Genomic DNA, 13,638 nt, shown 5'->3' with positions numbered 1-13,638 from the left:
TGGCGAGCCCCGGAGCACCGACGATGCAGCAGCCCATCCGCATTCCCCACCCTAGCGACGACGACACCCTGCCGGCCTTCGCCGCGCTGACGGCCGCACACATCGTCATGCCCGCCGATGCCGCAGCGCTGGCCAGCGCCATCGGCGAGCTGCGCGCCTGCCCCTGCGTCGGCTTCGATACCGAATCCCGGCCAACCTTCCGCGTCGGCGAAGTCTCCACCGGCCCGCACCTGATCCAGCTCGCCACGCCGACGCAGGCGTACCTGTTCCAGGTCGCCGTGCCGGGCTGCGTCGAGGCGGCACGCACGATATTGCAGGCGCCCGACGTGCTGAAGATCGGCTTCGGTCTGAAAGCGGACCGCAGCCGGCTGCGCGGCAGGCTCGGCATCGAGCTGGCGAACTGTCTCGACCTCGGCACCGTGCTGCGCTACCAGGACCGCAAGGGTCAAGTCGGCCTGCGCGGCGCGGTGGCCGGCGTGCTTGGCGCGCGCATTCACAAGTCGCGCCGCGTGACGACCTCGAACTGGGCCAGCGCCGAGCTGAGCGAGGCCCAGCAGGTCTATGCGGCAAATGATGCCTATGCGGCGCTACACGTCTTCCTCGGGCTGCCCGCCGAGCAGCAGCGCCTGCTGCTGCAGCTGGCCAGCATGCCGCCGCAGGCGCGCCGCGCCAAACCCAGGCACCCGCTTCGAGAGGACGCTTCGCGATGAAAACCCTGACGATCCGCTGGCAGCGACTGGTCGACGAACACGGCCAGACCTGCGACCGCTGCGGCGCCACCGAAGTGGCCGTAACGCGCGCCACCGCTGATCTGCGCCAGGCCTTGCACATCCTCGGCATCGAGGTGCGCCTCGAAACCAGCGTGCTGAGCCCTGCCCGCTTCGCCCCGGCACCGCTGGAGTCCAATCGCCTGTGGATCGACGACGTGCCGCTGGAACAGTGGCTCGGTGCGAGCACCGGCGCGAGCCGCTGCTGTTCGGCCTGCGGTGACGCCAGCTGCCGCACGCTTAGCGTCGCGGACACGACTTACGAAGCCATCCCGGCCGAACTGATCGTCAAGGCCGGCTTGCTGGCCGCCGCCCGTCTGTCCGACCCCGTACCCGCGCGCTGTTGCGCACCGGCAGACGAGGATGGGAACGGCAGCTGCTGCAGCTGAGAGGCCGCTCAGCCAAGACCACGCGCGGTCCGCTGCAGCAGCGACAGCGCAGCGTAAGCCAGCACGCCCAGCACAGCCGACAGCCACAGCGCGCCGCTGCCGTAGCCATCGATCAGCAGCGCGAAGACGAACGGCGCGAAGGCCTGGACGAAACGCGCCGGCACCATCAGCAGCCCCTGGCGCAGGCCGTAGCCGTGCGGACCGAAGAGCACCAGCGGCAAGGTGCCTTTGGCGATGGTCAGGATGCCGTTGCCACCGCCGTGCAACAGCGCAAACCCGGTGGTCGCCGGCGCGCCGAACAGCATCACGCCGGCGGCACCGATGGGATGCGCGATGGCCGCCAGGCGTGCCGAAAGCAGCGGATGGAAGCGCTGCAGCAAAACAAACTCCAGACAGCGCGCACCGACCTGCGCCGGCCCGACCAGAGCCGCGACGGCGATGGCCGCAGCCGCCGACAGCCCGGTCTCCTGCAGCAGTCGCGGCAGGTGCGCCGCCATCGCCGTGCTGACGAACCAGGTGGCGGCGAAGACGAACGCCAGCAGCCCCATGGTCAGGCCGGCGCCAGCCGGTTCCTGCACAGGTCTGTCGGTCGGCGGCGATGCGGGCTGGATGCCCAGCGGAATCATCAGGCGGTTCAGCGGCAGGCCGAGGACGATATGCGCCGCGGCCCAGACCAGGCAGGTGCCACGCCAGCCGAGCGCAGCCTCCAGCCAGCCGCTGATCGGCCAGCACACGGTGCTGGCGAATCCGGCAAGCAAGGTGATCCCGGTGATCGCGCCACGCGCATCGCGGCCGTAGATGCCGGTAAGGGTGGAGAACGCCGACTCGTAAAGCCCCAGCGCCATGCCGATGCCGATCACCAGCCAGCCGAGCCAGAGCATCAGCGGCCCGTTCGCAAGGCCGAGGGTCGCCAGCCCTGCCGCGAAGACCAGACTGGAAAGCGCCAGCACATCGCGCCCGCCGTGATGGTCGATGCGCTTGCCACACAGCGGCCCGAGAACGGCCGTCACCACCAGCGCCAGGGAAAATGCCGCGAACACGTTGCCGCTGGTAATGCCCAACTCGCGCGCCATCGGCTCGGCGAGAATCGCCGGCAGGTAGTAGGTCGAGCCCCAGGCCAGCGTCTGCGCGCTGCCGAGTGCGAGCACGACGCGTAGGCGCGACGACTTGCTCAACACACCAGGCCTGCCGCGGTCAGGGGTGACGGCCGGGAACAGCAGGTGACTGCACAAGCGTGGTTCATTCGGGCTCCGCCAGTCGCCGCACGGGATGGCGGCCTAGCACACCAGCATACGCAGTCCGCCGTGACCATTTTGCGTCACGCCTGACACATCGTCCCGCAAAACCGGCAAGCCCGAGGCAAAAGGCCCGCACCGTCCGTACGGGCCTTTGTCCTTCGAACTACAGCGCGTCCCACTGATAGCGCACGCCCAGCCAGCCGGCGCGTGGCGCACCGGGAGCGATGAACTGCTCGTGGCGCCAGCCGTCCGGGTCGTCGGCGAAGGCGTTGCCGGCGCCGACGAAGGGGTTCTCCGCCAGCGCGCCGCTGGTGGCGTAACGCTTGTCGAACAGGTTGTCGACTCGTCCGAACAGCGTCCAGTCGCGGGCGAAACGGTAGTCGGCGGTGAGGTTGAGCACCGCGTAGCCCGGCAGCTTGCCACTGCCCTCGAACTCACCGCTCGCCTGGTGGCGGTTGTTCTCGTTGCCGCGCACGTATTGCCCGGAATAGGCCAGCAACGTGGTGCCCAGGCGCAGGCGCTCGTTCAGGTTCCAGTCCAGCCCGAGCTTGAGATTGTGCTTGGGCAAGCCCGGCAGATGGTCGCCGCTGGCGATACGGATTTCGTCATCCGGGCAGCCGCCCTCGCCTTCAGTGCTGTTGTTCTCGGCGAGGATGCATGCCGAGGAACGGAACGTCGCCTGCAGGTAGGTGTAATCCGCTCGCCAGTCGAATGCGCCGTAGCTGCCGTTCAGTCCCAGCTCGATGCCCTGGCGTCGGGTGCGGCCGAAATTGGTGAAGTAACCCTGGCTGCCACCGGTGCCGACGAACAGCAGATCGTCGTGGTTCATGCTGCGAAACGCGGTGACGTTCCATTCGGTGCCGCCCGCCAGTTGTCCGCGCACGCCGAGTTCGAGGGTACGGGTAACCACCTGCTCGAGGAACGGGTCGGCGGCCATCGCGTTGGGCAGACTGCAGGGGTTCTGCGGATCGGCGCAGCCCAGCTCGATGGGCGTTGGCGCGCGATTGCCTTGCGAGAAGCCGCCATAGACGGTCAGCGCCGGTTGCAGCTGCCAGGCGAAACCCAGCGCCGGGTTGAGCTTGCGATAGGTGAAGTCGCCGTCGAGGTCGTCGCCCATGCGATCGCTGTTGACCACGCGCGTGCGGTTGTAGCGCAGCGAGCCAGTCAGCTGCAGCGCCTCGCTCAGCGCCCAGGTGTCGGTTGCGTAAAGGCTGGAGGTACGCGTACGGCCCAGCAGGCTGTTGGCCTGTTCCTCGTCCTCGGTCGGCAGGATGCCGCGCTCGTCGGTCAGCTCGCCGCCCTGCTCGCTCTGGTGAAAGCTGGCACGGGTGTTGTCATGCGACAGACCGAAGGCGAACTGGTGATCGCCGGCATAACGCGTCCATTGCAACGCCAGACCATAGGCGCGCTGCGCGGTGCGGGTGCGGTTGAGCACGCCGCTTTGCGGCCCGTCGCCGATAAAGCCGGCGTCTTCCCATTCCTCGTATTCGTCCTCGTACTCGTCGTTGCCATCGCCATTCAGCGTCGCGGTGCGGGTGCGGCGCAGATATACCGTGCCGGACAGCCGGTCGGCGTCGCTCAGCCAGTGGCTGGCCGACAGCGCCATCAGGTGGCTGCGGTTCTCGGTCTGGTCGGGATGGGTGAAGATCGCGTCGTGATCGCGGTCATGCATGCTCTCGGGCAGCAGGCCGTTGCCGATCAGGTCGTTGTCGGCGTGCGCGAGGGTCAGCGCGATGTCGGTGGTCGCCGTGGTCCAGGCGAACTTGCCGAATAGCTGGCCGACATCCGATGGCGAGTGATCGCGCCAGCCATCCTCCTCCATGCCCTCGGCCGCCAGATACCAGGAAAATTCTTCGTGCTGGCCGCCGTGCTGCACCGCGCCACCCTTGCGCCCGAACGAGCCGGCGTAAACCTCGGCGGAACCGCCGGGATGGGTGTCGCCGCGCTTGGTCTGCAGCGCCAGCGCGCCGCCCAGGGTGTTCAGGCCGTACAGCGGATTGGAGCCGGGCACCAGCGCCATGTCGGCGATGGCGCTGCGGGGAATCAGGTCCCAGTGCACCACATCGCCGAAGGCCTCGTTGACCCGCACGCCGTCGAGGAATACCGACAGACCCTGGGCGGTGCCCAACAGCGGCGATGCGGTGAAGCCGCGGTAGTTGAGGTCGGCCTGGTATGGGTTGCCCTGGGTCTCGTTCAGATTGACGCTCGGCAGCCCGCGCTGCAGCGCTTCGGCCAGCGACTGGCCGCCGAGCTTGCGCAGTTGCGCCTCGTCCAGCGTCTGGACGTTGGCCGGCAGGCGATCCTTGGACAGACCGATACCCGGCAACGGTGTGGTGGCGACGATTTCTTCGCTGGCCAGTTCGAGCGGCTCGGCGGCATGCGCCATACCCGGCAGGAGGCTGGCGATGGCGAGCGAAAGCAGCGTGCGCCGGGGCAGCGCGCGGCGGCAGACCTGATACGACATGGATATTCCTTGTTGTTGTGCGGCGAATCGAACGGATCACGGCTGCATGCTGGCAACCTGCCAGACCGATTATCGAAAGCCGCCGAGTCGCGCCGACAGGGAAGAATTCCCGGCTCATTCGGGAAAATTTCCCGAACCGCCGGCACTTGGTCGTACGACCGATGGCGCGGTACGGACCAAGACCTGCGTGGCGGCCGGGCACGCGCAGGCCGCCCGCCTACGGCGGCAGGCGGGTTCGCGAACAGGGAACAGTCGGGGGCGGGGCGGGGCTCAGGCCTCGCAGAGCATGCGTTCGCCGACGCGCAGCAGGCCCTGATCGATGGCCAGGTGCACCAGCTCCGCCTGGGAGCTGACGTCCAGCTTGCTCTTGAGCAGAGCCATGTGATTGGAGACGGTTTTGCTGCTGATACACAGCCGCTCGGCGATCTCGCGGTTGCCGATGCCACGGGCGAGCATGATGAAGATCTCCATCTCGCGCGGGGTCATCTCGGCCAGACGGCCCTGCATCGGTGAGGTGCTGGGACGCTGGCGGGCCAGTGCGGTGGCCAGCGGCTGCTCGATAAAGGGCTGGCCGGCAAGCACCTTGCGCACCGCCTCGACCAGCACGTCCGGCGCGCAGCGTTTGGTCAGATAGCCGGACGCCCCGGCATCCAGCGCCTGGCGTACCAGCGCCAGTTCGTCATGCATGCTGAAAATCAGCACCGGCAGCAGCGGCAAACGCTGACGCAGGCGCCGGCAGGTCTCCAGCCCGCTGATGCCAGGCAGCCCGAGGTCCAGCACGACGAGGCTGGGAATTTCCTCCTGCACCCGTTGCAGCGCCAGTTCGCCGCTCTCGGCCTCAGTCACCACCACCTCGGGTAGCAGCGCGGTCAGCAGGCTGGCGTAGCCCTGGCGCACCACCGCGTGATCGTCCACCAGCAGGATTTTCATGCTGTCGCTCCTTTGCACGGCAGGTTGAGATAAAGCGTCCAGCCCTGTCCCGGGCAGTGCCGCAAACGCAGGTTGGCGCCGAGGCAGCGAGCGCGCTCGCGCATTGAACGCAGACCGACCCCGGCACGCTGCGGCGGCTCGCCGTGGCCATCGTCACGCAACAGCACACGCAGCCCATGCGCGCCGCCGCGCAGGCGCAGACGTACGCAACGGGCCTGCGCATGACGCGCGACATTGGTCAGCGCCTCCTGCAGCAGCCGGTACAGGTGCAGCTTGTCTTCGGTGGTGAACTCGGGAATCGCTCCACTCAGCTGCAGGCGGCATTCGATGCCCTGCGCGCCCTGCCATTGCTCAACCAACTGGCCAACGGCTTCTTCCAGCGGCAGGTGTTCGAGCATCACCGGATAGAGATCGCGCACCAGCGTGCGAAATCCGTTCTGCAGATCGAGGCTGTGCCGTTCCAGATGCGCCGCCGTTTCGCGCACCGCATCCGGTTGCTCGGCCTGGATGCGCAGCAGGCAGGCGCGGGCTCGAATGCCTGCAACGTACTGGCCGAGATCGTCGTGCATCACCTGCGCCAGACGGGTGCGTTCGCGCTCCTGCAGTTCCAGCAGCGTGCCGGTAAGCCGCGCGTTCGCCGCCTCGGCTTCCTCCAGTGCGCCAGCCATCTGGTTGAAATGTCCGGCCAGCCGGCGTGCCTCCGGCAGCCGCCGCGCGACCAGCCGTGTGGCCAGCTGCCCGCGGGAAATCTGCCGCAGGCCGCCGAGCAGGTCTTCCAGCACGCCGAGTGCGTGGCCGACCGCCCAGCGTATGGTCAGCAGGCTGAGCGCCAGCGCCAGGCCGAACAGCGCGAGCAGCTGCAACAGCGAATCCCAGACTTCTTCCACTTCGTCGTCGGGATTGACCGCCAGGCGAATCTGCTCGCCGTTCGCCCGCTCGATGACACGCGCCGGCATCACCTGCGGGTACAGCCAGCGGCTCAGCCAGGGCCGATCGAACGGCCCGGCAGGCTGTTCATTGCCGGCCGATACCCGCTCGATGCGGATATGTCGCAGGCTTTGCTCCAGGCCGGCCGCCAGTGCCTGCGGCTCATCGCGCAGGCTGAGTGCCAGGTAGTCGACGACCTGCTGCGCGGCATCGAGCTCGCGCTGCACGTCATGCGCGGCCTGGCGCAGCAGCACCGCCGTGCAGACCAGCGCCACCGCGACGAAGAACAGCGCCACCAGCAGGTAGGTACGCCTGAGCGCACTCATGGCCGCGCCCTCACTTGATCACGAAGCGCCCTTCCATGCCCTTGTTCTGCAGGCCCTTGCAGTAGAACGGATAGGTGCCGGGCTTGACCGGCAGAAAGAAGATCTCCGCCTCGCCGGCATCCTCGAACTCCAGCTCGACCAGCGTGACCGCCTTGATCTCCACGCCACCGGCCTCGACCTTGCGCAGGAAGATCGACTGGGCGAACTCCGGCGCCTGGAAGGCGCACTCCTTCTGCCCATCGGCAATCACCTTGAGCTGATAGGCGACGCCGGTTTCCAGCTGGTACTCCTTCTGCGAGACGGCGTAATCGCTTTCTTCGGAGCCGAACTTGAGGTCCGGCAGCGCCTGGGTGCGGCGGGTGAGATCGCCGGCGGCGTGGCTCTGGTCGAAGCCGAGCAGGCTGCCGATGAACAGCAGATTGAGCAGCATGGCTTTGCATGTGGGCATGGTGATGGCCTCTTTATTGTTTTGGATGCCCCATCCTAGGCGCCCGCGCGCCATCCACCCTCCTACCTTGGTACCGATCCGATACCGCCGCCCATCCCCGCCAGCGCCTGACGGAACGAAAAACACCGGAGTCCGCCGGTGCCCCGATCCGTTTTCGCCCGCCGCGCCACGCAGCACCGCGCCTGCGCCGGTGCCCGCCAGAAGCCACGCCAAAAGCCGCATCGCGCGTACCGCTACCAACGCAGCAGTACCAAGGTAGCGATCAATTTCTCGGCCGGCGCGCCGCAACATTCGGCATCCGGGATGCCGTTTTGCCATCGGCGATCTTCGGCCGCCCTTCGGCGTTCAGGCACGCCCCCGCAGGTTCTTTTGCATTGCTCAGGAGTAGGAACCGTCATGACACTCAGATCCATACAACAGCGAATCGCTCTCATCGGCGGGCTATGCCTGCTCGCAACGGCGGGCATACTCATCGGCTACAGCGTCTACCTCGCAAGCTCCACGCAGCAACTGGTGTCGAACCGCGTCAGCCAGCAAGCGCAGGATGAGGCGCTGCAAACCCTGCAACACCTCGGCGGCAAGTACGCCGGGGAAATCCGCGCGGAATTCACCAAGGCGCTGGAAGCCGCCCGTGGCATGGCCACGACCTTCGCCGTCGCGAAGATGGGCGCGGCCGACAATGGCGGCCTCGAGATCGGCCGCGACCAGGTCAATGCCGTCCTGCTGAACGTGCTCAAGAGTTACCCGGACTTCAACGGCACCTACTCGTGCTGGGAGCCGGACGCCATCGACGGCCAGGACGCGCTGTTCGCCGGTACGCAGAACGGCAACAACGAGCAGACCGGGCGCTTCACGCCCTACTGGACGCGCGGCGCAGACGGCAAGATCGCCGTCCAGCCGCTGGTCGAATACGACACCATGGACAAGCACCCGAACGGCGTGCTGAAGGGCGGCTGGTACATCGGCCCGAAGGAAAACCGGCGCGAAAGCGTGCTCGGCCCGCTGCCCTACATCGTGCAGGGCAAGCAGGTGTGGCTGGCGACGCTGTCGGTGCCCATCGTGGTCAACGGGCGCTTCATGGGCGTAGCGGGCACCGACTACAACCTCGATTTCGTGCAGAAGATCAGCCAGGAAGTCTCCGGCAAGCTGTTCGACGGCCAGGGCGAGGTGGCGATCATCAGCGATCAGGGTCTGGTCGTCGCGGAAAGCCGCCATCCCAACCTGATCGGCGAACACTTCAAGCAGGTGCTTCCCGATGACTGGCAAGCCGCGCTCGGCTCCATCCAGAAAGGCGAAGAGCTGGCACGGCTGGACGACAGCGGCATGGTGATCGTCTTCGCGCCCATCGCGCTTGGCCGGACCGGCAAGCCGTGGTCGATGATGCTCAAGATCGACAAAGACATCGTGCTGGCAAAAGCCGCCGCCCTCGAAGCGGAAATGCAGACCCAGAGCAGCCGGAGCATGCTTCAGCAGATCGGCGTCGGGGTGTTCATCTCGCTGCTCGCGGTCATCGCGCTGTGGATCTCCTCGCGCTCGGTGGCGCTGCCGATCCGCAAGGCGGCGCAGCTCGCTGGTGCGATACAGCGCGGCGACTTCTCGCAACGCCTCGCACACCGCTCGGCGGACGAAGTGGGCCAGCTTTCCGCCAGCCTCGACCGCATGGCCGAGAGCCTGCAGCAACAGGTGCATGTCGCCGAGCGCATTTCGCAGGGCGATCTGACGGTGGACGTGCGCCTGGCCTCGGACGGCGACCAGCTCGGCCTGGCACTGCGCCGAATGGTCGACAACCTCAACGAGCTGGTCTCCCAGGTGCAGCTCAGCTCGGCGCTGATCAACGACAAGGCCGGCGAAGTGACGCGCCTGAGCCATGACCTGTCCGGGGGCGCGACGGAGTCGGCCTCGGCGGTCACCGAGATCAGCGCCACCATCAACCAGATGGCTTCGCAGATCCGCCAGACTTCCGAGTACGCCGGCGAGGCCAATTCGCTGTCGCGCGATTCCGAGCAATCCGCGCGTGGCGGCAACGAACTCATGGCGACGCTCAAGGGCGCGATGCAGGAAATCAACCAGTCCGGCCAGGACATCACCAACATCATCCGCGCCATCGAGGAGATCGCTACCCAGACCAACCTGCTGGCCCTCAACGCGGCCATCGAAGCGGCGCGTGCCGGCGAGCACGGACGCGGCTTCGCGGTGGTGGCCGATGAAGTTCGCCAGCTGGCCGCCCGCAGCGCCGAAGCGGCGCAGCGCTCCACCCGCCTGATTCAGGAATCCAACGCGCGGACCGTCAAGGGCATGGAGCTCACCGACGAAACCGCGCAGGCGCTGGAAGCGATCGTCCAGGGCGCCGCGCAGGTCTCGCAGCTGGTCGATGAGATCGCCTCCGCCTCCAGCCAGCAGGCATCCGGCATCGAGCAGGTCAGCCTGGCCATCGAGCAGATCGATCAGGTCGTGCACCACAACAGCAGCAACTCCGAGCAGTCGACCCAGGCCGCGCAGGAGCTGACGCAACAGGCCCAGCAGATGATCGTGCAGGTCGGTCGCTTTACCGTCAGACGCACCCGCTGAGCACCCGAGCGGCACCCTCGCGGGTGCCGCTTCGATCTGTCGCATTTCTACGACCTTGGTACACCACGACTGGTACTTTCTGCATATTCCCCCCTGGTGGAGCGCTTCCTATGCTGCCCGCAAGCCTCAGGAGTCGCCCCATGCATCCATTCGCGTTCCATGCCGCGGTCTGTCTGATCGCCCTCGCCTGCGCCGACGCGTTCGCCGCACCGGCCGCGCCCGAGCCGCTGGAGGTACGCATCGGCTATCTGGGCTATCGGCCCGATCCGGGGCCGCTGCTGTCCAACGTCATACCCGAGCCGGAAGACGCCGGCCTGCGCGGCGCCGAGCTGGCCATCGTCGACAGCAACAGCACGGGGCGCTTTCTCAAGCATCACTACCGTCTCGATTCCGCCACCAGCGAAACGCCCGAAGCGCTGATCGAGCAGGCCGCGCGGCTGCACGCCGACGGCCTGCGCCTGTTCGTGGTCAGCGCCCCGGTCGACACGCTGCGCCAGCTGTCCGCGGCGCTGCCCGACAGCCTGCTGTACAACGCCGGCAGTGCCGACGATGCGCTGCGCAGCCAGAGCTGCCTGAACAACGTGCTGCACACCCTGCCCAGCCGCAGCATGCTGGCCGATGCCCTCGGCCAGTTCCTCGCCGCGCGGCGCTGGAATCGCTGGCTGCTGATCAGCGGGCCTACCGCGGACGATCAGGCCTACGCCGATGCGCTGCGCCGTGCGGCCAAGCGTTTCGGCCACAAGATCGTTGCGGAAAAACCCTGGAGCTTCGAGAACGACCAACGCCGCACGGCGCAGGCCGATATGCCGCTGTTCACCCAGACCACCGAGTACGACGTGGTGCTGGTCGCCGACGAACGCGGCGATTTCGGCGAATACGTGCCCTATCACACCTGGTATCCGCGACCGGTCGCCGGAACCCAGGGGCTGACCCCAACCGGCTGGCACAAGACCGTGGAAACCTACGGCGCCGCTCAGCTGCAGAAGCGTTTCGAGGCGCACGCCGGGCGCTGGATGAACGACCGCGATTTCGCCGCCTGGATGGCCGTGCGCAGCCTTGCGGCAGCGGTGACCAAATTGCGTACCGCCGAGGTACCGGCGGTCCGTCAGCTGTCGCTGAGCGATGAGCTGCCGCTCGATGGCTTCAAGGGCCGCAAGCTGAGCTTCCGCTCGTGGAACGGCCAGCTGCGCCAACCGATCCCCCTGGTCCACCCGCGCGCGCTGGTCTCCACCTCGCCGCAGGACGGTTTTCTGCACCCCACCAGCGAGCTGGACACCCTGGGCTTCGACGCCCCCGAGAGCCGCTGCCGGCTGAGCGAGGCACAACCATGAAGCGCCTTCCCGTGGCCGCCCTGCTGGCATTGGCCGCCCTGCCCGGCACCTCGGCGCTCGCCGACGAGCTGGGCTACGAGGCCTATGTCGACAGTCCCAAGCGCATCAAATGCCTGTACGGCTACGTCACCGCCAAGACCGGCAATTTCGAGGCGGCCAAGGCCATCTTCGAGGACTGCATCGCGCGCTGGAACGACGTCTACTCGATGATCTCCCTGGCGCAGATGTACGAGAGCGGCAACGGCGTGGAGCAGGACCTGAGCAAGTCCGCCGCGCTGCTCAAACAGGGCGCCGAACAACCCGACGACGCCAGCTACGTGAGTCTGGCCCGCTATCACTGGGGCGTCGCGCTGGCCGAAGGCCGCGGTGTGGAGGCCGATCGCGTCGCTGCGCGCGACTGGCTGCAACGCGCCGCTGCCGGCGGGCAGAGCGAAGCCGACGAATACCTGCTGCGCCTGGATGCCGCCAACGCGCCGGCCCGCTGACACACCCATTCCTATAACAACAAAGGACTCCCTCATGCCCAGAACCCTGCTTGCCTCCGCCATCGCCTGCGCCCTGAGCTGCCTGGCCGGCTCCGCCCTGGCCGCTACTGCGTACGTTTCCAACGAGAAGGATGACAGCATCAGCGTCATCGACCTGGACAAGATGGAAACGGTCGAGACCCTCGAAGTCGGCATGCGTCCACGCGGGCTGACCCTTTCGCACGACAACAAGCTGCTCTACATCTGCGCCAGCGATTCGGACACCGTGCAGGTGATGGACCTGGCCACGCGGCAGATCATCAAACAGCTGCCGTCCGGTGCCGACCCGGAGCAGTTTGCCCTGCATCCCAACAACAAGTGGCTGTACATCTCCAACGAGGACGATGCGCTGGTGACGGTGGTCGACGTCGACAAGGAAGAGGTGCTGGCGCAGATCGACGTCGGCGTCGAGCCCGAGGGCATGGCGGTCAGCCCGGATGGCAAGTGGGCAGTCAACACCAGCGAAACCACCAACATGCTGCACTGGATCGACACCGCCACCAACCAGCTGGTGGACAACACCCTGGTCGACCAACGCCCGCGGCACGTCGAGTTCACCAAGGACAGCAAGATCCTCTGGGCCTCGGCGGAAATCGGCGGCACGGTCAGCGTGGTCGACGTGGACAAGCGCGAAATCCTCAAGACCCTGACCTTCAAGATCAAGGGCATCCACCCGGACAAGGTCCAGCCGGTGGGCATCAAGCTCACCTCCGACGGCAAATACGCCTTCGTCGCGCTCGGCCCGGCCAACCACATCGCCGTGGTCGATGCGAAAACCTACGAAGTGCTGGATTACCTGCTGGTTGGCCGGCGCGTCTGGCACATGGCGTTCAACCCGGATGAAAGCCTGCTGCTGACCACCAACGGCGTGAGCAGCGACGTGTCAGTCATCGATGTCGCCAAGCTCAAGGTGACCAAGTCGATCAAGGTCGGCCGCTTCCCGTGGGGCGTGGTGGTCGCGCCATGAACGCGCTGGAAGTCGAGGGCGTCCGCTTCGCCTACGGGCCGCGGCAGGCGCTCGACGACGTTTCCTTCGCCACCAGCGCGGGGCGCTTCACCGCCCTGCTCGGCCCCAACGGCGCCGGCAAGTCGACGCTGATCGCGCTGCTGACGCGGCTGTACGACCTGCAGCACGGGGCCATCCGCATCGCCGGCGCCAGCCTGCGCCAGCAACCGCGCGAGGCGCTGCGCCGGCTCGGCGTGGTGTTCCAGCAGAGCACACTGGACCTCGATCTGACCGTGGAGCAGAACCTGCGCTATCACGCTGCGCTACACGGCATGCCGCGCGTGCTGGCCAGCGAGCGCATCGAGCGCGAACTGGAGCGCCAGCAACTCGGCGACCGCCGCAAAAGCAAGGTACGCGAGCTCAACGGTGGCCATCGCCGGCGCGTCGAGATCGCCCGTGCGCTGCTGCACAAACCCGGCCTGCTGCTGCTCGACGAAGCCAGCGCCGGTCTCGATCCGCCCAGCCGCCAGGCGCTCAACCGGCACGTCCGCGAGCTGTGCCGCACGGAAGGCATGAGCGTGCTGTGGACCACTCACCTGCTCGACGAAGTCCAGACGGACGACGACCTGCTCATTCTCAACCGCGGCCGGCTGGTCGCGCAGGGCAACGTGGCCAGCCTGACGCAACATGGCGAAGACCTGGCCGCAAGTTTCGCTCGCCTCACCGAGGTGGCGGCATGAACGCAGCGCACACCGCCCTCCAACCTCGCCCGGTGGAAAA

At 67.1% G+C, this 13,638-nt stretch carries 12 protein-coding genes; 7 read left to right on the top strand and 5 right to left on the bottom strand.

The genetic code is table 11. The annotated features are described in order from the left end of the window. The first annotated feature begins 23 nt into the window (after positions 1 to 23). Together AC0ZJQ_RS08680 and AC0ZJQ_RS08675 are read left to right on the top strand one after the other, a co-directional pair. Complete coding sequence (locus tag AC0ZJQ_RS08680; RefSeq protein WP_476477679.1) at positions 24 to 710, top strand: 3'-5' exonuclease; 687 nt, start codon at positions 24 to 26, stop codon at positions 708 to 710. Continuing rightward, positions 707 to 1,156, top strand: coding sequence for a DUF2703 domain-containing protein (locus tag AC0ZJQ_RS08675; RefSeq protein ID WP_008567923.1), 450 nt, complete (start codon positions 707 to 709; stop codon positions 1,154 to 1,156). Before AC0ZJQ_RS08680 ends, AC0ZJQ_RS08675 begins: the two co-directional genes overlap by 4 nt. A gap of 8 nt (positions 1,157 to 1,164) precedes the next feature. Here the strand turns inward: AC0ZJQ_RS08675 and AC0ZJQ_RS08670 are convergent, their stop codons facing one another. The 5 genes from AC0ZJQ_RS08670 to AC0ZJQ_RS08650 form a co-directional block, all read right to left on the bottom strand. Further along, on the bottom strand, positions 1,165 to 2,334 hold the full coding sequence (locus AC0ZJQ_RS08670; RefSeq protein WP_314020134.1) for an MFS transporter: 1,170 nt from the start codon (positions 2,332 to 2,334) through the stop codon (positions 1,165 to 1,167). Positions 2,335 to 2,557: 223 nt separating this feature from the next. Beyond that, entirely contained in the window at positions 2,558 to 4,858 is a 2,301-nt protein-coding gene (locus tag AC0ZJQ_RS08665; protein WP_314020133.1) for a TonB-dependent receptor, read from the bottom strand. Positions 4,859 to 5,128: 270 nt separating this feature from the next. Next, the gene (locus AC0ZJQ_RS08660; protein ID WP_008567927.1) at positions 5,129 to 5,788 is read right to left on the bottom strand and encodes a response regulator; all 660 of its coding nucleotides are present in this window, start codon (positions 5,786 to 5,788) and stop codon (positions 5,129 to 5,131) included. Then, positions 5,785 to 7,041: a HAMP domain-containing sensor histidine kinase gene (locus AC0ZJQ_RS08655; RefSeq protein WP_301617991.1), complete on the bottom strand. Its 1,257-nt coding sequence runs from the start codon at positions 7,039 to 7,041 to the stop codon at positions 5,785 to 5,787. Before AC0ZJQ_RS08655 ends, AC0ZJQ_RS08660 begins: the two co-directional genes overlap by 4 nt. Before the next feature lie 10 nt (positions 7,042 to 7,051). Continuing rightward, on the bottom strand, positions 7,052 to 7,489 hold the full coding sequence (locus tag AC0ZJQ_RS08650; protein ID WP_003290309.1) for a cupredoxin domain-containing protein: 438 nt from the start codon (positions 7,487 to 7,489) through the stop codon (positions 7,052 to 7,054). Positions 7,490 to 7,885: 396 nt separating this feature from the next. Between AC0ZJQ_RS08650 and AC0ZJQ_RS08645 the strand changes: the two genes are divergently transcribed. From AC0ZJQ_RS08645 to AC0ZJQ_RS08625, 5 genes are all read left to right on the top strand, one after another. Then, positions 7,886 to 10,057, top strand: a complete 2,172-nt coding sequence (locus AC0ZJQ_RS08645; protein WP_167135114.1) for a methyl-accepting chemotaxis protein — start codon at positions 7,886 to 7,888, stop codon at positions 10,055 to 10,057. Positions 10,058 to 10,197: 140 nt separating this feature from the next. Continuing rightward, positions 10,198 to 11,388 (top strand): ABC transporter substrate-binding protein, encoded by a 1,191-nt coding sequence (locus AC0ZJQ_RS08640; RefSeq protein ID WP_314020132.1) that lies wholly within the window; start codon positions 10,198 to 10,200, stop codon positions 11,386 to 11,388. Beyond that, the gene (locus AC0ZJQ_RS08635) at positions 11,385 to 11,873 is read left to right on the top strand and encodes a tetratricopeptide repeat protein (RefSeq protein ID WP_314020131.1); all 489 of its coding nucleotides are present in this window, start codon (positions 11,385 to 11,387) and stop codon (positions 11,871 to 11,873) included. Before AC0ZJQ_RS08640 ends, AC0ZJQ_RS08635 begins: the two co-directional genes overlap by 4 nt. 34 nt (positions 11,874 to 11,907) lie before the next feature. Then, positions 11,908 to 12,879 (top strand): YVTN family beta-propeller repeat protein, encoded by a 972-nt coding sequence (locus AC0ZJQ_RS08630; protein WP_008567932.1) that lies wholly within the window; start codon positions 11,908 to 11,910, stop codon positions 12,877 to 12,879. Continuing rightward, positions 12,876 to 13,598, top strand: a complete 723-nt coding sequence (locus AC0ZJQ_RS08625; protein ID WP_476477678.1) for an ABC transporter ATP-binding protein — start codon at positions 12,876 to 12,878, stop codon at positions 13,596 to 13,598. The genes AC0ZJQ_RS08630 and AC0ZJQ_RS08625 overlap by 4 nt, the downstream gene beginning before the upstream one ends. The last annotated feature ends 40 nt before the right edge of the window (positions 13,599 to 13,638 follow it).

The organism is Stutzerimonas sp. 21-1, assembly GCF_056336065.1.
Note: the sequence above shows the minus strand (reverse complement) of the source record. Positions and strands in the feature narration are given on the sequence as shown.

Coding starts and splice junctions, on each gene's coding strand:
- AC0ZJQ_RS08680 (WP_476477679.1), top strand. CDS start 24: ATGCAGCAGCCCATCCGCATTCCCCACCCTAGCGACGACGACACCCTG.
- AC0ZJQ_RS08675 (WP_008567923.1), top strand. CDS start 707: ATGAAAACCCTGACGATCCGCTGGCAGCGACTGGTCGACGAACACGGC.
- AC0ZJQ_RS08665 (WP_314020133.1), bottom strand. CDS start 4,858: ATGTCGTATCAGGTCTGCCGCCGCGCGCTGCCCCGGCGCACGCTGCTT.
- AC0ZJQ_RS08660 (WP_008567927.1), bottom strand. CDS start 5,788: ATGAAAATCCTGCTGGTGGACGATCACGCGGTGGTGCGCCAGGGCTAC.
- AC0ZJQ_RS08655 (WP_301617991.1), bottom strand. CDS start 7,041: ATGAGTGCGCTCAGGCGTACCTACCTGCTGGTGGCGCTGTTCTTCGTC.
- AC0ZJQ_RS08650 (WP_003290309.1), bottom strand. CDS start 7,489: ATGCCCACATGCAAAGCCATGCTGCTCAATCTGCTGTTCATCGGCAGC.
- AC0ZJQ_RS08645 (WP_167135114.1), top strand. CDS start 7,886: ATGACACTCAGATCCATACAACAGCGAATCGCTCTCATCGGCGGGCTA.
- AC0ZJQ_RS08640 (WP_314020132.1), top strand. CDS start 10,198: ATGCATCCATTCGCGTTCCATGCCGCGGTCTGTCTGATCGCCCTCGCC.
- AC0ZJQ_RS08635 (WP_314020131.1), top strand. CDS start 11,385: ATGAAGCGCCTTCCCGTGGCCGCCCTGCTGGCATTGGCCGCCCTGCCC.
- AC0ZJQ_RS08630 (WP_008567932.1), top strand. CDS start 11,908: ATGCCCAGAACCCTGCTTGCCTCCGCCATCGCCTGCGCCCTGAGCTGC.
- AC0ZJQ_RS08625 (WP_476477678.1), top strand. CDS start 12,876: ATGAACGCGCTGGAAGTCGAGGGCGTCCGCTTCGCCTACGGGCCGCGG.